Raw genomic sequence first — 18,338 nt, 5'->3', positions numbered from 1 at the left:
GGCCCACAAATGCCTCCGCCGGGGGCTGCCTGGCGTCATGTCATAGGAGAGCCTTCATGCCCAAGATGAAAACCAAGAGCGGGGCCGCCAAGCGTTTCAAAGTGCGCTCGAGCGGCAGCATCAAGCGTTCCCAGGCGTTCAAACGCCACATCCTGACGAAGAAAAGCCCCAAACGCAAGCGTCAGCTGCGCGGCATGGTCGAGGTGCATCCGAGCGACCTGCCTCTCGTCAAAAAGATGATGCCTTACGCCTGATAGGAGAACGATATGCCTCGCGTCAAACGTGGTGTCACCGCCCGTGCCCGCCACAAGAAAGTCCTAGCGCTCGCCAAAGGTTATCGCGGCCGCCGCAAGAACGTCTACCGCATCGCCAAAGAGGCGGTGATGAAGGCCGGCCAATATGCCTATCGCGACCGGCGCCAGCGCAAGCGTCAGTTCCGCGCCCTGTGGATCGCCCGCATCAACGCCGCCGCGCGCGAATGCGGCCTCACCTACAGCGCCTTCATGAACGGGCTCAAGAAAGCCAGCGTCGAGGTCGACCGCAAGGTGCTCGCCGACCTGGCCGTGTTCGACAAACCGGCCTTTGCCGCCCTGGTCGAACGGGCGCGCGCCCAGCTCTCCGCCTGAGCCCACGAAGACGGCAGCAAAAAGGAGGCGCTTGCCTCCTTTTTTACTTTTGCAGCAGGAGCAAGCGATGATCGATCCGGATGGCTTGGTGGAAGCGGCGCGGCAGGCATTTGCCGCCGCGACCGATCCGGCCGAGTTGGAGCGCGTCAAGGCGCGTTTCCTCGGCAAGGCGGGCGTCGTCACCGAGGCGCTCAAGAGCCTGGCAAATCTCCCTCTGGATGAGCGCAAGCGCGCCGGGGCGGCGATCAACCGGGCCAAGGCGCAAATCGAGACCCTGCTGGAGGAGGCGCGTGAGGCGCTCGCCCGGCGTCGGCTCGAAGCCCAGCTCGCCGCCCAGGCGCTCGACGTGACCTTGCCGGGGCGCAATGGGAGTATCGGCGGTCTGCACCCGGTCACGCGCACCCTGGAGCGCGTCGAGGCGCTCTTTCGTTCGATGGGCTTTTCTTCCGTCGATGGCCCCGAGATCGAGACCGACTGGCACAACTTCACCGCCCTCAACACGCCGGCGGATCACCCGGCGCGTTCCATGCACGATACCTTCTATCTGCAAGGGCGCGACGACGTCGTGCTGCGCACGCACACCAGTCCCGTGCAGATCCGCGCCATGCTCGAGCACACCGCACGCCACCGCGAGGCGGCGTCGATGCCCGATCTGCGCGTCATCGTCCCCGGGCGGGTCTATCGCGTCGACTCCGACGCCACCCATTCCCCCATGTTCCACCAGCTCGAGGGGCTGTGGGTCGGTCGGGACGTCGCGTTCGCCCACCTCAAGGGGATCATTGCCTCTTTTCTGCGCGCCTTCTTCGAGACCGATGCGCTCGCCGTGCGCTTTCGCCCTTCTTTCTTCCCCTTCACCGAACCCAGCGCCGAGATCGACGTGCGCTTCACGAGCGGCGCGCTCGAGGGCCGTTGGCTCGAGATCGCCGGCTGCGGCATGGTGCATCCCCAAGTGCTGCGTAACGGGGGATTCGACCCCGAGTCGGTGCGCGGCTTTGCCTTCGGCATGGGGCTCGATCGTCTCACCATGCTGCGCTACGGCATCAACGACCTGCGGCTCTTCTTCGAGAGCGACCTGCGCTTCCTCGCGCAATTCCGCTAAAGAGGCCCATCATGAAGTTTCCCGAACGCTGGCTGCGCGAATTCTGTGACCCTCCTCTCACGGCAGAGGAACTCGGCGAGCGGCTCACCATGGCCGGGCTCGAACTCGAATCGCTCGAGCCCGCCGCGCCGCCTTTCATCGGGGTCGTCACGGCCCGGATTCTGAGTGCCGAACCGCATCCCAACGCCGACAAGCTGCGCGTGTGCCAAGTCGATGCGGGGGGCGAATCCCCTCTGCAGATCGTCTGCGGCGCGCCCAACGCCCGTGCCGGCATCGTCGTGCCCTGCGCCCTCGTCGGTGCGCAATTGCCGGGCGGGCTGGCGATCAAACGCGCCAAGCTGCGCGGCGTCGAATCGCAAGGCATGCTGTGCTCGGCGCGTGAGCTGGGTTTGAGCGAGGACCATTCGGGTTTGCTCGAACTCGATCCTGCCTTGCCCGTCGGCGCCGATGTCCGCCAGGTGCTCGAACTCGACGAGGCCGTCTTCGACGTCTCGCTCACGCCCAACCGTGCCGACTGCCTCAGCATCTTGGGTATCGCGCGCGAGGTTTCGGCGCTCACCGAGGCGCCCCTGCATCCGCCGCGCATCGATCCGGTCGCTGCGACGCTGGACGCCGTCCGTCCCGTCCGGCTGGCTGCCCCCGAAGCCTGCCCGCGCTATCTCGGTCGGGTGATCCGGGGGGTCGATGCCAAGCGCCCGACCCCCGAATGGATGCGCCGCCGGCTCGAGCGCAGCGGCATACGCGCCATCCATTTACTCGTCGACATCACCAATTACGTGATGCTCGAGCTCGGCCAGCCGCTGCACGCCTTCGACGAGGCGAAATTGCAGGGCGGCATCACCGTGCGCTGGGCTCGGCCAGACGAGACTCTGCCGCTTTTGAATGAACAATGCGTCACGCTCGCGCCCGACGTGCTCGTCATCGCCGACGAGGGCGGTCCCTTGGCGATGGCCGGCATCATGGGCGGCGAGGGCAGCGGTATCACGCTCGACACCACCGACGTCTTCCTCGAGAGCGCCTTCTTCGCCCCTGCCGCCGTGGCCGGTCGGGCGCGCCGCTATGGGTTCGTTTCGGAAGCCTCGCATCGCTTCGAGCGCGGCGTCGATCCCGAACTGCCGCGCCGCGCCCTCGAGCGCGCCACCGCCCTCGTGCTCGAATTGGCTGGCGGCTCGGCCGGCCCCATCGACGAGGCCGTCTCCCCCGAACACCTGCCGCGCCGCGATCCCATCCGGTTGCGACCCGAGAAAGTCCCTGCCGTACTGGGCATTCCCGTGGCGCCGCAGCGTGTCGTCTCCCTGCTGCGCAGCGATTTCCTCGACGTACGGGAAGAAGATGGCGCGATCCTCGCCCAGGCCCCGAGCTGGCGTTTCGATCTCGCCCTCGAAGAGGACCTGATCGAGGAAGTCGCCCGCCTGCATGGATACGACGAGATCCCGGCGCTCACCCCGCTCGCGCCCATGGCCCCCCTGCCCGCGCCCGAGGCCGAGCGCACGAACGCGGAAGTGCGCGCGCGCCTGGTATTGCGCGATTATCATGAAGTCATCACCTACGCCTTCATCGACGAGGCGCTCGAGCGCGAGCTCCTGGCCAACGAGGATCCGATCCTGCTCGCCAATCCGATCGCCAGCAACATGAACGCCATGCGCAGCTCCCTCTGGCCGGGCTTGCTGCAGGCACTGCAGACGAACCGCAAGCGCCAGCAGGCGCGCGTGCGCCTCTTCGAGCTCGGCCGCTGCTTCCTGCGCGACGAATCCGCTGACGCCACCGTCGCCGGTTTCGCGCAACCCCTGAGGCTCGCCGCGCTCGCGGCCGGCCCGGCCGCGGCCGAACAGTGGGGCATCCCCCTTCGCCCGGTCGACTTCTATGATCTCAAGGGCGACCTCGAGGCGCTCCTCGCGCCGCTCACCCCCCGTTTCGAGCCTGCTCTCCATCCGGCGTTGCATCCCGGCCGCAGCGCTCGCGTGCTCCTCGAAGGGCAGCCCATCGGCTGGATCGGCGAATTGCACCCCGAATGGGTGCAGCGGCTGGAGCTCACCACCGCACCCCAGCTCTTCGAACTGGATCTCCCGGCGGCACGCCGCCGCCCCATGCCCTGCTATGCTCCCGTGTCGCGCCAACCCGTCGTGCAGCGCGACCTCGCCTTCGTGGTCGATGCGAACGTGCCGGTGCAGGCCCTGTTGGATGCGCTGCATGGTGAATCCCCTGTCTGGGTGCGTCAGATCACGCTGTTCGACGTCTATCAGGGGCAAGGGGTCGAGCCGGGCAAGCGCAGCCTCGCCTTTCGCTTCACCTTGCAGCACGACGAGCACACGCTCACGGACGACGAGATCGAGGACTTGCTGCAGCGATTCCGTGCTCGGCTCGAAGCCTCTTTCAGTGCGCGATTGCGCCAATGACGACGCAAGGAAAAAAGATGACCGCCCAACTCACCAAAGCTGAACTTGCCGACATCCTCTTCGAGCGCATCGGTTTTTCCAAGCGGGAAGCAAAAGAGCTCGTCGATGCCTTCTTCGTCGAAATCGAAGCCGCGCTGGAACGCGGCGAAACGGTTAAACTCTCGGGATTCGGAAACTTCGAGCTGCGCGACAAACCGCAGCGCCCCGGACGCAACCCCAAGACCGGCGAAGAAGTTCCCATTCCGCCGCGACGGGTGGTAACTTTCCACGCCAGCCAAAAGCTCAAACACGCCGTGGAGCAACTCACGCATGGAGAAGAAGTCCGCTGAAGGCAGCACCTCGTTGCCGCCGATTCCCTCGAAGCGCTACTTCACGATCGGCGAAGTGGCGCAGCTGTGCGACGTCAAGCCCCACGTGCTGCGCTACTGGGAGCAGGAATTTACCCAACTTCGACCTAGCAAGCGCGCCGGCAACCGACGCTACTACCAACACCACGAAGTCCTGCTCGTACGGCGTATCCGGCACTTGCTCTACGATGAGGGCTACACCATCGCCGGAGCGCGCCAGCGCCTCGGTGAAGAACGCCTCCTGGAATCCACGGTAAAAAACGAATACGACCGATTGCGCGATCGTGTGCAAGAAGTGCGCGCCGATCTCGAATCGCTGTTGACGCAACTTCGCAGCTGACCCCCCTCGCGAGGGAGACGCTGAAGAAGAAATGAGCGAGCGGGATGAAGCGCAAGGCGGAAGGTAGCGCAGCGACCGAGACATATCGAGTGGATAGGCGAGGGAGCGAACACCGCGCAACGCAGCGATTCGCCCGCGCAGCCAATTCAGCGTTTCCCTAGAAGGGGAGCGCAACACGAGAGCGCCACGCCGGCTGCATCATCGACACATAGAGAAACAGAACCGAACGCTTATACGACAAAGATCCAAGTCGCTCGGATGCTCGCCCATCCATGTGATATATATATCTTGCGTCCTGCGCGCCGAGTACCGTGCCCTGCAGCCGCTCGCGACGTTTTTTCGATCTGCACAAACGGGCCACTGATGTGCAGCAATGGCCTGGCAAACCCGGACGGGGAGGTCATCTCCACCAGGCCGAACGAGAAGGTGTCGCTGATGCCGACACCCACCATGTAGGCCATCCGCCATATCGATACGAGGGCACCCAACGAGACGAGCATGATTGCTGGCAAAGCCCGCACGCCTGCACTATGATGACAAAGTTTCGGGCTTTCGACGGCGGCACTCATGGTCAGACGGCTGCTCTCAACGGCGATCCTCTTCTTCTCAGGGGTGATCTTGCTCGGCCTGTCGCTGGCGCACTCGCCAACGACGGCCACCGTCGTGAGCCTGCGCATCGACGGCCCCATCGGCCCGGCAACGGCCGATTTCATCATCCGGGGATTCGCGCTCGCTGTCGAACGCCAGGCGGGGTTGATCGTGATCGAAATGGACACGCCCGGAGGGCTGGACACCTCCATGCGCGCGATCATCAAGCAAATCCTCGCCTCTCCGATCCCGGTCGCGACCTATGTCAGTCCCGAGGGCGCGCGAGCGGCGAGCGCGGGCACCTTCATCCTCTATGCCAGCCACATCGCCGCCATGGCTCCGGCAACCAATTTGGGCGCCGCCTCACCGGTGGCGATCGGCGCACCTCCCGCGGCCTCCGATCCCATCGAACCAGGCTCGAGCGACAGAGCGAAAGCGCCTGGCTCTCCCGCAGACGACGAGGAAGGAACGGCGCAAAACCCCAGAGGAAACAAAGCGCCTGCGCGCGCCAACGTCTTGATGGAGAAAGCAACGAGCGACGCCGCGGCCTACCTACGCAGCCTGGCGCAGTTGCGCGGACGCAACGCGGATTTCGCCGAGCGGGCGGTGCGCGAAGCAGCGAGCCTCTCGGCCCACGAAGCCTTGGAAGCAGGAGTGATCGACCTCATCGCCGTCGACCTCCCCGAACTGCTCGCTCAAATCCATGGCCGGGAGATTCGGCTCGATTCCGGCAACATCGTCACGCTCGCCACCGCCCAGGCCCAGATCGAACGCATCACCCCAGACTGGAAGAATCAGATTCTGTCGCTCATCTCCAATCCTCAGGTCGCGCTGGTCCTCATGATGATCGGCATCTACGGCCTCTTTTTCGAGCTGACCAGCCCTGGTTTCGCCGTTCCCGGCGTGGCGGGACTGATCTGCATCCTGATCGCGCTCTATGCTTTTCATCTCTTGCCGGTGAATTGGGCTGGGGTCGCGCTCATTGCGCTGGGCACCATCCTGATGATCGCAGAAGCCTTCGTCCCCAGTTTCGGCGCGTTTGGCATCGGCGGGATGATCGCGTTCATCGTCGGCGGTCTGTTCCTGATGGATAGCGGCGTTCCGGGCTTCGACATCCCGATCGCCTTTCTCGTCGCACTGGCCCTGTTCAGCGCTCGATCCTGATCGCGATCGGCTATTTCGCCGTGCGCGTGCGTAAGCAACGGGTGAAAAGCGGCCCCGAGGAGCTCGTCGGGGCCGAAGGGGTGGTAATCAGCACGGGGCAAGACGGTACGTATGCGCGCTTGCACGGGGAACTCTGGCGCGTCGAGAGTCCGGTCGCCCTGCAACCCGGACGACGCGTCAGGGTAACCCGCGTGAACGGCCTCGTGCTCGAAGTGGAACCCGCATAGCGCCAACGGCCTCCAAAACGCCACGAGCGGCAGGCTTGGCATCCCGCGACATGCCTGTCATTTTCCTCACGAATCCCCCCGACGACATCCAGGAGCGCGACATGATCCCAAATCTCGATTTCATCTTTAGCAGCCTCGTCGTTTTGTTCCTAGCACTGCTCGGCGGTTCGCTGCGCATCCTGCGCGAGTACGAGCGCGGCGTGATTTTCATGCTCGGCCGATTCTGGAAAGTCAAAGGCCCGGGCCTCATCATCGTCATCCCAGGCATCCAGCAAATGGTCCGGGTAGACCTGCGCGTCGTGACGATGGACGTCCCCAGCCAGGACGTGATCTCGCGCGACAACGTCTCGGTCAAGGTCAATGCGGTGCTCTACTTCCGCGTCATCAATCCGGAACGCGCCATCATCCAGGTAGAAAACTACTTCGACGCCACGAGTCAGCTCGCGCAAACGACCTTGCGTGCCGTATTAGGCAAGCACGAGCTCGATGAAATGCTGGCGGAGCGGGAAAAGCTCAACCTCGACATCCAGCAAATCCTCGATGCCCAAACCGACGCCTGGGGTGTCAAGGTCACCAACGTCGAAATCAAGCACATCGATCTCAACGAGAGCATGATTCGCGCCATCGCCCGCCAAGCGGAAGCCGAGCGCGAACGGCGCGCCAAGATCATCCACGCCGAAGGGGAAAAACAGGCCGCCGAGACCTTGTTGGCCGCTGCCGAAATGCTGGCCAAACAGCCCATGGCGATGCAGTTGCGCTACTTGCAGACCCTCACGCAGATCGCCGGCGACCGAACTTCGACCGTGGTTTTCCCGGTGCCGGTCGAGCTCATGAACCTCCTGGGACACAAGATCACCCAGCCGGAATCGCCTGAAAGTCCGGCTCGTCGATAGGCGCATCGCGTGGGGGTGCCTGGCAGGGTCCACATCGAGGAAAGGGAAGAGCATCCAGGCACCGGCAAACGCCGCTGCGCCGTCGGTCATTCGCGTTGCCCCGGATATAATTCGAGCATGCGCCTGTGGTCCCTACACCCTTCCCTGCTCGACGCCAAAGGGCTCGTCGCCCTGTGGCGCGAAGGGCTGCTCGCGCAGGCGGTGCTCGCCGGCGCCACGCGCGGCTATCGCCACCATCCACAGCTCGTGCGCTTTCGAACCCATCCCATGCCGCTCGCGGCGATCGCGGCCTACCTGCACGCGGTGGTCGACGAAGCCGAGCGCCGCGGCTACCGTTTCGATCGCGCGAAGCTGCCGCACCGCGAAGACGTCGCCCCGATCGAGATCAGCGAGGGGCAGCTCGCCCATGAGTTCGCCCATCTATTGCGCAAACTCGAACAGCGCGACCCGGAGCGCGCGGCCCGGCTCCACGGCACTGCGCCGTTGCCGCATCCGCTGATGCGCGTGGTGCCCGGCCCGGTGGCCGAATGGGAAATCGTGCGCTGAATCGGGCGCCGGCTCGTGCTATCCTCGCAAGCCCCGTCGTTTCCTCCCTCTTGCCGATGATCCCCGAGCATTCCGACACGCCCTCGCAAAAACTCCTCAAGCTGGAAAAACGCCTGCTGCGCCAGGTGGGGCAGGCGATCGCCGACTTTGGCATGATCGACGAAGGCGACACGGTGCTGGTGTGCGTCTCCGGCGGCAAGGATTCGCTCGGACTGCTTGCGCTGCTGCAAAAGCTCCAGGCGCGCGCGCCGGTGCGATTCCGCCTCATCGCCATGAACCTCGACCAGCGCCAGCCGGGATTCCCCGAGGACGTGCTGCCTCGCCATTTTGCGCAGGTCGGCGTGGAATACCGCATCGTGCGCGAGGATACCTACTCCATCGTCAAGGAGAAGATCCCCGAGGGGAAGACCACCTGTTCGCTGTGCTCGCGGCTGCGCCGTGGCCTCATCTACCGCACGGCACGCGAACTGGGCGCGAACAAGGTGGCGCTGGGGCACCACCGCGACGACATCCTCGAGACTTTTTTCCTCAACCTCTTCTTTGGCGGACGCCTGAAGGCGATGCCTCCCAAACTGCGCAACGACGACGGCGACCTGGTCGTGATCCGGCCGCTCGCCTATTGCGCGGAAGAGGATCTCGCGCGCTACGCCCGCGGGATGAATTTCCCCATCATTCCGTGCTCGCTGTGCGGCACCCAGGAAAACGCCCAGCGCCGGCAGGTGAAGGCCATGTTGCGTGCCTGGGAACGGGAAGACCCGCGCCGCATCGCCTCGATCTTCACCGCGCTCGGCCACGTGGTGCCTTCACACCTGCTCGATCGTGCGCTTTTCGATTTCTCCGCGCTCGACACGGAAGCCGCAAACACGGGCGCGGCGCCCGACGAAGCCGTCGGCGCCGCGCCCGTGCATTTCTTTGCTACCCCGGCGATCAGAACTTGACGTTGATCGCGGCGTAGAACGAACGCCCCATACCCGGCACGGCGATGCCCCAGGGCACGGCGGTGATGTTCATCGTTGTCCCTTGACCGACGTAGGCCCCGCCGGTGGGCAGGTAATAGAGCTTATCGAAGAGGTTTTCCACACCCAGGTCGACCCGCACGTCTTTCCAGGCATGGCTCGCGCGCAGGTGTAGCAGACCATAGCCCGGCGTCTTGATCTCGTTGCGCACGTCCGACACGTCGTCCTTGCTCGAGACGAGTTCCCAGTCGAGCGCGTTGCTCCAGCCGGCGAGCTGGTGCGTGAGGGTGAGCATGGCGCGCCAGGGAACGATGTTGTAGAGCTCGTCGCCCGTGTCACGGTTCTCGCCGTTGGTGTAGCTCAGCACCCCCTCGAAGCCGAAGGAGCCCAAGCCGGTGCGCGCGAGCGGCATCTTGCCCGAGAGATCGAACCCGTAGAGGCGCGCCGACTGGTTCTCGTAGCGCAGCACGACGAACTTGTTGCGGGCGAGCCTGGCCGCCGGGACATTGTTCTTCGCGTCCCACTGTACCGCGTCGATGTAGTCATCGACGTAGCTCAGATACGGGCTGAATCGCAGCCCCCACTGGCGGTCGGCAGAGTGCCAGTCGATCATGGCCGAGAGGGTGTAGGCTTTCTCCGGTTCGAGGTCGGGATTGCCGATATAGCCGTTGCCGTCGCCGACGAAGTTGTTCATCACCGCCGCCATGGCCCAGGTCGACCACGGATAGCGCTCGTAGAGGCTGGGCGAGCGGACCTTGCGCGCGAAGCCGAGCTCGAATTCGCGCGTCTCGTCCAGGGTATAGCGCGTGAGGGCGGTGAAGTCGAGGTTGTCGTCGGTACGCTTGCGGTCGCGCGCGTTGAAGGCGTCCGCATCCCGTTTCTGGTAATTCCACATCGGTGCCATGCCGTTCGTGTCGGCATAGCCGTGAACGGGATCGGCGTCGGTGGTGACGTGTTCGTAGCGCACACCGGCGAGCGCCATCCAGCGGTCGTTGAGTTTCGTCTCCCACTCGCCGAAGAGGCCGGCGCGGTCGCGCTCGCCGTTCTTGATGTTCCAGAAGGTACCGGGCCACATGCCCGCGCCGGAAGGCGGCCACCAGTCGTCCAGGGTGTAGTGCTGGTACTCGCCTCCCACCCGCAGCACGTCGCGCTCGCCCAGGGCGATGTTGGCGGTGAGTTTCGCCCCGGTGGTCTTGCTCTCGGTATTCATCGGCATGCCGGCGGCACAGGTTTTGTCGATCGGCGAGCAAGGCTTGCCGTTCGGCGCCGTCGGGCCGCCGGAAGCCGAGCCGTACCAATAGCGCTTGTCCTTGCCGAAATCCATGAAATGATCCACGCTCTGGTGATAGACCCGACCATCGAGCGAGCCCCAGCCGAACTGCCCGAGATAACGCAGGTTGAAGAGCTTGGAATCGTTGTCGAGCATGTCCATGCGTTGGTTGGGATAGAGCTGATCGGCGACGTTCTGGATGGCGACCGAGGCATCGACGAGGTGCGCGCCGTTCTTCAGCGCGAAACCCACGAGGTGGTTGCTCAGCTCATAGCTGGTGGAGCCGACTTCGTCGCGCGCGAGCGTGTGACCGAGGCGGCCGGTGGCGGTGAAGTCCTTGAAATCGCCGCCCGCAGAGTAATTGTTGGCTTTGGCATAGGCCCCGAGATAGCGCACGCTCACCTGCTCGCCGGCGATCGTGGCCGCACCATGGACCCCGAAACCATCGCCGTTGCTGCGGTAGTAGGTACCGGCCTCACCGGTGACGAGCGTGCCTTGGCCGGGCGCAGCGAAGCGCGGTTTGGGCGTCTCGACGACGATCGCCCCGCCGATCGCGTCGCCCCCCACGCTCACCGGCGTGACCCCGGTCCACACCTGGATGGTCTCGACTTGGCTCGGAGCGAGATAGGAGAAGGCCGGGTTCATGTGGTTGGGGCAGGCCGAGAGCAGGTCCATGCCATCGACCTGAAGCCGCAGCCGCTCGTCGGCCAGCCCACGGATCGCCGGCAGGCTGGAAGCGCCCCCCGCGCCATAGAGCGTCACGCCCGGCACCTTGCGCAACAGGCTCGCCGTGTCGGCGGTGGCGGCGCGCAGCGGGGCGAGCTCCTGCGGGCCGAGCGTCGTCGCCGGCGGGGCGGCCTGTTCCCGGGTGTCGGAGACGATCACCGGCGCGAGCACCTTGCTTTCCGGCGACGTCGCCTCACTCTGGGCCCAGGCCGAAGGCAGACCGGCGAAGACGAGCGCCAGGGCGAGCGACAAGGGTCTGCGCCGCGGCGGATACGAAGAAACAGGAGAGGCGGTCATGAAACGAGGCTCCTTTCGATGCGGCAACAAACGGGGTCGCCGGCAAAGCAGCGACGGGCGGCGCCATCGTAACGTTTCGTTTCCCGCGGCTCAATTGAGAATCGTCAACTTTCGCCGTCATCGGTTTGACTTCGCTCAAACTCCCTGCGCGCACGCATTGTCAATACCGTGGATTCCCCCTAACATGCGCTCATCGGGACGACGCACGAGCAGCGACGGGCATCCGGGCAGCGGAGCGCAACGGCATGCCGCCACGCCGTAGGTCATGCGAGACGCCCACGAGGAGAGGTCCAAGACACGATGACGATACGCCCTGGCCTACGCCGATGCTTCTTGCTCGCACTGCTGCCCCTCATGCTGCTGGCGGCCTGCGAGCAAGCCACCACGACTGCATCTTTTCACGCGACCGAGATTCGCGACGCCTCGTTCGGCCGCGAGCTGCAATTGCCCGACACGGAGGGACGTCTGCGCACGCTCGCCGACTTCCGCGGTGAAGTCGTGGCGGTCTATTTCGGCTTTCTGCAATGTCCCGACGTATGTCCGACGGCGCTGTCGCGTGCGGTGGCAGTGAAGCAGCTACTGGGTGAAGACGGCAAGCGCTTTCGCGTGGTCTTCATCACGGTGGATCCCGAGCGGGACACGCCCGAGGTCGTGCGGGCCTATCTCGATGCCTTCGACCCCTCCTTCGTCGGCCTGGTGGGGAGCCCGGAGGAAGTGGCCCGTACCGCCAAGGAATTCCGCGTCTATTACCGCAAGGTGCCCACGGGGAGTTCGTACACGATGGACCACACCGCCACCACTTTCGTCTATAATGCTCATGGCAAACTCAGGTTGGCCGTGCCCCATGCCCTGTCGGCAGAAGATTTCGCCGCAGACGTGCGGCGCCTGCTCGCCGAATGAACGGCCACGCCGTCTTTGCCATGAGGGAACCTTTCTCTTCACTACAACAGAAGGAGTCGACGATGCTGACCACCAAAACCCGCCGTTCTCTCGGTCTCGCGCTGATGTTCGGTGCGTTCACGCTGCCCGCCTGGGCGCAGACGGTCAAGGTCGAAGACCCTTGGGTCCAAGCCACGGTGGCCGGGCAAAAAGCCACGGCCGCGTTCATGAAGCTCACCGCCGATGCGCCGGTCAAACTCACCGGCGGCAAGACGCCGGTCGCCCCCGTGGTGGAAATCCACGAGATGGTGATGGAAGGCGACGTCATGAAAATGCGGGCCATCGACGGCGGGCTGCCGCTGGAAGCCGGTAAGACGATGGAGCTCAAACCCGGGGGTTACCACGTGATGCTCATCGATCTGCCCAAAGCGGTAGAGGTCGGGCAGAGAGTACCGCTCACCCTCATCTTCACCGATACCGAGGGCAAGGAATTCACGGTCGAAGTCGAGGCGCCGGTGCGTGCACTCAAACGCGATCACGGAAAGAACGCCGGCCATGGAATGTGAGCCTCCCCTCACCGAACGGCGCACGGGCAGGCGCGGTCAGTGCCTGCTCGGTGCCGGAGAGAGCGGCCCGGCCTGGCGCGTCGTCGAGGGAATCGTGCGGCTCGATCTACCCGTTGCCTTCGGCGAAGAGCCCGACGAGGAACATTTCGTCGGCATCGCCTACGGGGGCGACCTGATCGGAGCGGAAGCACTCATGTTCGGCCGCTATGCGTACACCGCCACGGCCGTCACCCCCGTCGTGCTCGAAGGCTGGAGCCAAACGGCGGCCAAGGAGCCCACGGCCCTGCTCTATGCCCGCTTCGAGCACCGTATGGGGGAAGTGCTGCGCCTGCGTGTAGGCAAGGCCCCCGAGCGTATCGCCCGGCTCTTCACGCTCGCGCAGGCAGCCGGAGCCGAGCCACCGCACCTGCGCCTGCGTGACATCGCCGCCATCACCGGCTTGCGCATCGAAACCGTGTCGCGTACCCTCAAAGCCATGGAGGCCGGCAGCCTCAGCTGAGGCGCCGGTAGCCGCCGGGCACGCCGTTCGGCGAGAAAACGAACTGCCACAGCTGGTTGGTACGGGCGCGGAAGGTGCCGGCGCAGGCGAGCAGGTAATAGCGCCACATGCGATAGAAGCGCTCGCCGTAGCGTTCGCGAAAGCGCGGCCAGGCGGCTTCGAAGCGCTCGTACCAGGCCATCAGGGTCTTGTCGTAGTCGGCGCCGAAGTTGTGCAGGTCTTCCATCACGAACCAGTGCTCGCTCGCATCCGCCACTTCGCCGATCGAGGGCAGCTCCCCGTTGGGGAAGATGTATTTCTCGATCCACGGATCGGTGCCCCCACCGCGGCGGTTCTTGCCGATGGTGTGCAGGAGGAAGAGCCCGTCGTCGCGCAGGCTGCGGCGCGCCATGGCGAAATAGGCTTTGTAGTTGCGCACTCCCACGTGCTCGAACATCCCCACCGAGGCGATGCGATCGAACCGTTCCTTGCCGTCGACGTTGAACGTGCGGTAATCCGCCAGGATGAAACGCACCGGCAGTCCCGCGCAGCGCTTCTGCCCCCAGGCGGCCTGTTCTTTGGAGATGGTCAGCCCCACGCATTCGACGCCGTAGTGCTCGGCGGCATAGCGCATGAGGCTACCCCAGCCGCAACCGATGTCGAGCAGCCGCATGCCCGGCTCCAATCCCAACTTGCGGCAGATGAGGTCGAGCTTGGCGACCTGCGCCTCTTCCAGCGTCTTGGCGTTGGCCCAATAGCCGCAGGAATAGGCCATGTACGGATCGAGCATCGCCTCGAAGAAGTCGCTGCCCAGATCGTAGTGCACCTCGCCCACGTGCCAGGCGCGGCGCACGGATTGCAGGTTGATGAGCCGCGCCTTCAACGCGCGCCACACGAGCGAGGGATTCCTCACCCGCTCGTCGAGCCGCGCGCGCAGCACCCGCGCGAAGAATTCGTCGAGCCGCTCGCATTCCCACCAGCCGTCCATGTAGGCTTCGCCCAGGCCGAGGCTGCCTTCGGCGATCGCCCGTTCGAGCACTTTGGGGTGTTTGATCTGGAAATCCCACGGCCGATCGCCATCGAGCGTGACATCGGCCTCCTCGAACCAGGACTGCACCAGGGCCCGCAAACGGTCGGCATTACGCAACTGCCCCCTCGTCGGCTTTGATCGTTCTTCGACGAAGCCTTGCTGTTGTACTGTCGCCATACGCCCCTCCAGGATGGAACGAAAGGCGGAGCATTGTGGCCCCGCCTCATTTCATCATAGACGATCGAGCGCGCGTCGTACGCCCGCGGCGTAGGCCGGGTCGATCTGGGCAAAGAGCGCGAGCTGGCGCTCGACGATGAAATCCGGTACGCCTTTCATCGAACGCGCGAGGTTGCCGTAGAGCCGCTCCTTGTGCGCCTCGTCGAAGAGCGCCCATAGCGCGCGCGGCTGCGAGAAGTCGTCGTTGCCGTCGCGATGACTATAGCGGTCGATCATGCCGATGGCCGACAGAGGCGGCTCCTTGACTTCGGGGCGCTCGACCGGGCCGCCGAAGGAGTTGGGCTCATAGTAGGCGTCCGGATTTTGATGGAAATTGTCGAAGAAGCGCATCGACCCGTCCTTGTGGTAATGGTGCACCGGACAGCGCGGACGATTGACCGGCAGCGCCTCGTAGTGCGTCCCCAGGCGGTAGCGGTGGGCGTCCGCGTAGGAAAATATCCGCGCCTGCAGCATCTTGTCGGGCGAAAACCCGATGCCCGGCACCACGTTGGAGGGCGAGAAGGCCGCCAGCTCGATCTCGGTAAAATAGTTGTCCGGATTGCGATCGAGTTCCATCACACCCACTTCGATGAGCGGAGCGTCGCGGTGCGGCCAGACCTTGGTGAGATCGAAGGGGTTCCAGCCGGTACGCTCGCTCCAGGCGTCGGCCTCTTTCTCGCTCATCACCTGCACGTACATCGTCCAGCGAGGGTATTCACCGCGCTCGATCGCGCCGAAAAGCGCCTCCTGGTAGCTCTCGCGCGTCTTGCCGATGATGGCTTCGGCCTCTTCGTCGGTGAGCGTCTCGTGCCCCTGCCGCGTCTTGAAATGGAACTTCACCCAGAAGCGCTCACCGGCCTCGTTCCAGAAGCTGTAGGTGTGGCTGCCATAGCCGTTCATGTGCATGGGCGAGCGCGGGATGCCCCGATCGGAGAAGAGGATGGTGAGCTGGTGCAGGCTCTCGGGCGAGAGCGACCAGAAGTCCCACATCGCCGTGGGCGAGCGCAGGTTGGTGCGCGGATGGCGCTTCTGCGTGTGGATGAAATCGGGGAACTTGTAGGCGTCGCGGATGAAGAAGACCGGCGTGTTGTTGCCCACGAGATCCCAGTTGCCTTCTTCGGTGTAGAACTTGAGCGCGAAGCCGCGCACGTCGCGCTCGGCATCGGCCGCGCCCATTTCGCCGGCCACCGTCGAGAAGCGCGCGAGCATGGGGATCTTCGCCCCGATCTGGGAGAATACCTTGGCACGGGAATACTTGCGGATATCGCCGGTGATGGTGAGCGTGCCGAATGCCCCCCAGCCCTTGGCGTGCACCACGCGCTCGGGGATGCGCTCGCGGTTCTGATGTGCGAGCTTTTCGAGCAGCACGTAGTCTTGCAACAGCGTGGGGCCGCGCGGCCCGACGGTGAGCGAATTCTGGTTGTCGGCCACCGGCGCGCCGGCCGTGGTGGTGAGGTGATAGGGGCATTGCTTCTCGCTCATGGTGCTTTCTCCTTGCAGGGTCGAACGGCCGAACCGCGTGGACCAAGACGGAAGAGACCACGAGCCACGGATCCGGCCAAGGGGCGGCGCGTCCTCGCCGCGCCGTCCTGAACATCATAGGCAAGGAGCACGCTCGATCCAATCGTTCCTGTCTATCGGGGCAATCGATGCAATGGCCGTGCTCGTTCCCACCCATGTACCGGTCACGTTCCCAAACCCCATACGATGTCTTATGATGCACACCGATCCCCGGGTGGGGTCACGCAAAAAGGAACGTTCCATGGAACAACGACCGTCGAGCGAAGTCCGCGGCAAGGAACTGGCGCTCTTGTGCCTGGGCGCGCTTGGGGTCGTCTACGGCGACATCGGCACGAGCCCGCTCTACGCGATGAAGGAAGTCTTCGCCGGCAATCACCCCATCGCTCTCGAACCGGCCAACGTGCTCGGCAGCTTGTCGCTCTTTTTCTGGGCGCTGGTGATCATCGTTGCGGTGAAGTATGTTTCGTTCATCATGCGGGCCGACAACCGCGGCGAAGGCGGCATCATGGCCCTCATCGCCCTGGCGCTGCGCGACGCAGCCCCCGGTACCCGCAGCCATCGCAGCGTGCTCGTGCTCGGCATCCTCGGAGCGGCCATGTTCTATGGCGACGGAATGGTCACCCCGGCCATCTCCGTGCTCTCGGCCGTGGAGGGGCTGCAGATCGCCGCCCCGGCGCTGGAACATGCCGTCCTGCCGGTGTCGCTCTTCATCCTTTTCCTGCTCTTCTACTTCCAGCATCATGGCACGACCCTGGTCGGACGGGCCTTCGGGCCCGTGATGCTGATCTGGTTCACCGTACTCGCGCTGTTGGGGGCGAGACAGATCTTGGCTGCCCCCTCGGTGTTGGCGGCCTTGAGCCCGACGTACGCCCTCGCTTTCCTCTTTCATCACCACGAGATGGCCCTGGTGGCCATGGGCAACGTCGTCCTCGCCGTCACCGGCGCGGAGGCGCTCTATGCCGACATGGGGCACTTCGGCAAAGAACCCATCCGACGCAGCTGGTTCCTGTTCGTGCTGCCCGCGCTGGTGCTCAACTATTTCGGGCAAGGCGCGCTGCTGCTGCGCGACCCTGCCGCAATGCAAAACCCGTTCTACCTCATGGCCCCGGAGTGGGCCCTCTACCCCATGCTGGCACTGGCGACGATGGCCACCGTCATCGCGTCCCAGGCGGTGATCTCGGGCGCTTTCTCCATCACGCGACAAGCCATGCAGCTCGGTTTTTTGCCCCGTCTCGAAGTGCGTCATACCTCCGAGCGCGAGCAAGGGCAAATCTACTTGCCTGCGCTCAATTGGGCCTTGATGGCGGCGGTGATGTTACTGGTGCTCGGCTTTCGTTCCTCGAACAACCTCGCGGCAGCCTACGGGCTGGCGGTGACGGGCGACATGGTGATCACCTCGCTTCTGGCCACCGTGGTGGCCGCCCGCGTCTGGGGCTGGGGCTGGGCGCGTGCCGTGGCGCTCTTTGCCTGTTTCCTCGTGGTGGAATCGACCTTCCTCGCTGCCAACGTCCTGAAAATTCCCGATGGCGGCTGGTTCCCGCTGCTCGCCGGCGTCGTCGTCTTCATCGTCATGCTCACGTGGCAGCAGGGACGAGTGCTGCTCTTGGAGCGGCTCGAAGGGGGTCGGATGCCTTTGGTGCGTTTCATCGAATCCCTGCGCGGCGGCATGCCGCTGCGGGTACCGGGAACGGCAGTCTTTCTCAACGCCAACCCCGAACGAGTGCCGCACGCCCTGCTGCATAATCTGATGCACAACAAGATCCTGCACGAGCGCGTGGTCATCGCCTCGGTGCAGTTCGAGGACGTGCCCTACGTGCCGCCGCAAGAGCGGCTCGAGATCAAGGTGCTGCCCGAAAACTTCTGGCAGGTGATCGTGCACTACGGCTTCATGGACGAACCGGACTTGCCGGCGACCCTGATGCAGGCCGCCTCCGAGGGCTTGGAATTCGAACCTTTGGCCACTTCGTGGTTCCTCGGTCGCGAGACGGTACTCACTCGCCCCGGCCCCGAGATGCCCCTGTGGCGCAAACGGGTCTTCGTCACCCTGCACCGCAACGCCGGCAGCGTCACCGCCTTCTTCAAGATTCCGCCCAACCGCGTGGTCGAGCTCGGCACCCAGGTGATCCTGTAGACGAAAAGGCCTCCCGTCGACCGACGGGAAGCGAACCAAAAT

18 protein-coding genes are annotated in these 18,338 nt (G+C 64.6%); 15 read left to right on the top strand and 3 right to left on the bottom strand.

Annotated elements, in window-relative coordinates; translation table 11 throughout:
• Positions 1 to 56: 56 nt before the first annotated feature.
• The 11 genes from rpmI (at position 57) to ttcA (ending at position 9,164) form a co-directional block, all read left to right on the top strand.
• Positions 57 to 254, top strand: a complete 198-nt coding sequence (gene rpmI / locus GV368_RS00535) for a 50S ribosomal protein L35 (protein WP_142803693.1) — start codon at positions 57 to 59, stop codon at positions 252 to 254.
• A 12-nt stretch (positions 255 to 266) separates the two neighbouring features.
• Positions 267 to 626: a 50S ribosomal protein L20 gene (rplT, locus tag GV368_RS00530; protein ID WP_055424109.1), complete on the top strand. Its 360-nt coding sequence runs from the start codon at positions 267 to 269 to the stop codon at positions 624 to 626.
• A 67-nt stretch (positions 627 to 693) separates the two neighbouring features.
• A complete protein-coding gene (gene pheS / locus GV368_RS00525; protein WP_169114591.1) occupies positions 694 to 1,725 on the top strand; it encodes a phenylalanine--tRNA ligase subunit alpha in 1,032 nt (343 codons plus the stop codon).
• Positions 1,726 to 1,736: 11 nt separating this feature from the next.
• Positions 1,737 to 4,121 (top strand): phenylalanine--tRNA ligase subunit beta, encoded by a 2,385-nt coding sequence (gene pheT / locus GV368_RS00520; RefSeq protein WP_169114589.1) that lies wholly within the window; start codon positions 1,737 to 1,739, stop codon positions 4,119 to 4,121.
• A gap of 17 nt (positions 4,122 to 4,138) precedes the next feature.
• On the top strand, positions 4,139 to 4,450 hold the full coding sequence (locus GV368_RS00515; protein ID WP_142803696.1) for an integration host factor subunit alpha: 312 nt from the start codon (positions 4,139 to 4,141) through the stop codon (positions 4,448 to 4,450).
• Positions 4,431 to 4,808, top strand: a complete 378-nt coding sequence (locus GV368_RS00510) for a MerR family transcriptional regulator (protein ID WP_169114587.1) — start codon at positions 4,431 to 4,433, stop codon at positions 4,806 to 4,808. Before GV368_RS00515 ends, GV368_RS00510 begins: the two co-directional genes overlap by 20 nt.
• Positions 4,809 to 5,375: 567 nt before the next feature.
• Positions 5,376 to 6,560 (top strand): NfeD family protein, encoded by a 1,185-nt coding sequence (locus GV368_RS00505; protein ID WP_206673171.1) that lies wholly within the window; start codon positions 5,376 to 5,378, stop codon positions 6,558 to 6,560.
• Positions 6,561 to 6,586: 26 nt separating this feature from the next.
• Positions 6,587 to 6,787 (top strand): NfeD family protein, encoded by a 201-nt coding sequence (locus GV368_RS11020; protein ID WP_206673170.1) that lies wholly within the window; start codon positions 6,587 to 6,589, stop codon positions 6,785 to 6,787.
• Positions 6,788 to 6,888: 101 nt separating this feature from the next.
• Positions 6,889 to 7,680: a slipin family protein gene (locus GV368_RS00500; protein WP_169114585.1), complete on the top strand. Its 792-nt coding sequence runs from the start codon at positions 6,889 to 6,891 to the stop codon at positions 7,678 to 7,680.
• A 117-nt stretch (positions 7,681 to 7,797) separates the two neighbouring features.
• A complete protein-coding gene (locus GV368_RS00495) occupies positions 7,798 to 8,226 on the top strand; it encodes a pyrimidine dimer DNA glycosylase/endonuclease V (protein WP_169114583.1) in 429 nt (142 codons plus the stop codon).
• Between the two features lie 56 nt (positions 8,227 to 8,282).
• Positions 8,283 to 9,164, top strand: a complete 882-nt coding sequence (ttcA, locus tag GV368_RS00490) for a tRNA 2-thiocytidine(32) synthetase TtcA (RefSeq protein WP_169114581.1) — start codon at positions 8,283 to 8,285, stop codon at positions 9,162 to 9,164.
• Here ttcA and GV368_RS00485 read toward each other — a convergent pair.
• Positions 9,154 to 11,475 carry a TonB-dependent receptor plug domain-containing protein gene (locus tag GV368_RS00485; protein WP_169114579.1) on the bottom strand — a complete coding sequence of 774 codons (2,322 nt, stop codon included), beginning with the start codon at positions 11,473 to 11,475 and terminating at the stop codon, positions 9,154 to 9,156. The two genes, ttcA and GV368_RS00485, sit on opposite strands and share 11 nt — an antisense overlap.
• A 300-nt stretch (positions 11,476 to 11,775) precedes the next feature.
• Here GV368_RS00485 and GV368_RS00480 point away from each other — a divergent pair, with 300 nt between their 5' ends.
• The 3 genes from GV368_RS00480 (at position 11,776) to GV368_RS00470 (ending at position 13,419) form a co-directional block, all read left to right on the top strand.
• Positions 11,776 to 12,375 carry an SCO family protein gene (locus tag GV368_RS00480; protein ID WP_169114577.1) on the top strand — a complete coding sequence of 200 codons (600 nt, stop codon included), beginning with the start codon at positions 11,776 to 11,778 and terminating at the stop codon, positions 12,373 to 12,375.
• Between the two features lie 62 nt (positions 12,376 to 12,437).
• Entirely contained in the window at positions 12,438 to 12,920 is a 483-nt protein-coding gene (locus tag GV368_RS00475) for a copper chaperone PCu(A)C (RefSeq protein WP_235933612.1), read from the top strand.
• Positions 12,910 to 13,419, top strand: coding sequence for a Crp/Fnr family transcriptional regulator (locus GV368_RS00470; protein WP_169114575.1), 510 nt, complete (start codon positions 12,910 to 12,912; stop codon positions 13,417 to 13,419). The genes GV368_RS00475 and GV368_RS00470 overlap by 11 nt, the downstream gene beginning before the upstream one ends.
• Here the strand turns inward: GV368_RS00470 and cfa are convergent.
• The gene (gene cfa / locus GV368_RS00465; RefSeq protein WP_142803704.1) at positions 13,412 to 14,605 is read right to left on the bottom strand and encodes a cyclopropane fatty acyl phospholipid synthase; all 1,194 of its coding nucleotides are present in this window, start codon (positions 14,603 to 14,605) and stop codon (positions 13,412 to 13,414) included. The two genes, GV368_RS00470 and cfa, sit on opposite strands and share 8 nt — an antisense overlap.
• A gap of 54 nt (positions 14,606 to 14,659) precedes the next feature.
• Positions 14,660 to 16,126 carry a catalase gene (locus GV368_RS00460; protein ID WP_169114573.1) on the bottom strand — a complete coding sequence of 489 codons (1,467 nt, stop codon included), beginning with the start codon at positions 16,124 to 16,126 and terminating at the stop codon, positions 14,660 to 14,662.
• A gap of 280 nt (positions 16,127 to 16,406) precedes the next feature.
• On the opposite strand from GV368_RS00460, the gene GV368_RS00455 reads away from it, so the two are divergent.
• Entirely contained in the window at positions 16,407 to 18,296 is a 1,890-nt protein-coding gene (locus tag GV368_RS00455) for a potassium transporter Kup (protein ID WP_169114571.1), read from the top strand.
• The last annotated feature ends 42 nt before the right edge of the window (positions 18,297 to 18,338 follow it).

It is taken from the genome of Tepidiphilus baoligensis (assembly GCF_012911495.1).
GTDB lineage: Bacteria > Pseudomonadota > Gammaproteobacteria > Burkholderiales > Rhodocyclaceae > Tepidiphilus > Tepidiphilus olei.
This window is presented reverse-complemented; position numbering and strand designations above follow the sequence as displayed.

Excerpts from the sequence above, each read along its gene's own strand:
- rpmI (WP_142803693.1), top strand. The coding sequence starts at position 57 with ATGCCCAAGATGAAAACCAAGAGCGGGGCCGCCAAGCGTTTCAAAGTG.
- rplT (WP_055424109.1), top strand. The coding sequence starts at position 267 with ATGCCTCGCGTCAAACGTGGTGTCACCGCCCGTGCCCGCCACAAGAAA.
- pheS (WP_169114591.1), top strand. The coding sequence starts at position 694 with ATGATCGATCCGGATGGCTTGGTGGAAGCGGCGCGGCAGGCATTTGCC.
- pheT (WP_169114589.1), top strand. The coding sequence starts at position 1,737 with ATGAAGTTTCCCGAACGCTGGCTGCGCGAATTCTGTGACCCTCCTCTC.
- GV368_RS00515 (WP_142803696.1), top strand. The coding sequence starts at position 4,139 with ATGACCGCCCAACTCACCAAAGCTGAACTTGCCGACATCCTCTTCGAG.
- GV368_RS00510 (WP_169114587.1), top strand. The coding sequence starts at position 4,431 with ATGGAGAAGAAGTCCGCTGAAGGCAGCACCTCGTTGCCGCCGATTCCC.
- GV368_RS00505 (WP_206673171.1), top strand. The coding sequence starts at position 5,376 with ATGGTCAGACGGCTGCTCTCAACGGCGATCCTCTTCTTCTCAGGGGTG.
- GV368_RS00500 (WP_169114585.1), top strand. The coding sequence starts at position 6,889 with ATGATCCCAAATCTCGATTTCATCTTTAGCAGCCTCGTCGTTTTGTTC.
- GV368_RS00495 (WP_169114583.1), top strand. The coding sequence starts at position 7,798 with ATGCGCCTGTGGTCCCTACACCCTTCCCTGCTCGACGCCAAAGGGCTC.
- ttcA (WP_169114581.1), top strand. The coding sequence starts at position 8,283 with ATGATCCCCGAGCATTCCGACACGCCCTCGCAAAAACTCCTCAAGCTG.
- GV368_RS00485 (WP_169114579.1), bottom strand. The coding sequence starts at position 11,475 with ATGACCGCCTCTCCTGTTTCTTCGTATCCGCCGCGGCGCAGACCCTTG.
- GV368_RS00480 (WP_169114577.1), top strand. The coding sequence starts at position 11,776 with ATGACGATACGCCCTGGCCTACGCCGATGCTTCTTGCTCGCACTGCTG.
- GV368_RS00475 (WP_235933612.1), top strand. The coding sequence starts at position 12,438 with ATGCTGACCACCAAAACCCGCCGTTCTCTCGGTCTCGCGCTGATGTTC.
- GV368_RS00470 (WP_169114575.1), top strand. The coding sequence starts at position 12,910 with ATGGAATGTGAGCCTCCCCTCACCGAACGGCGCACGGGCAGGCGCGGT.
- cfa (WP_142803704.1), bottom strand. The coding sequence starts at position 14,605 with ATGGCGACAGTACAACAGCAAGGCTTCGTCGAAGAACGATCAAAGCCG.
- GV368_RS00460 (WP_169114573.1), bottom strand. The coding sequence starts at position 16,126 with ATGAGCGAGAAGCAATGCCCCTATCACCTCACCACCACGGCCGGCGCG.
- GV368_RS00455 (WP_169114571.1), top strand. The coding sequence starts at position 16,407 with ATGGAACAACGACCGTCGAGCGAAGTCCGCGGCAAGGAACTGGCGCTC.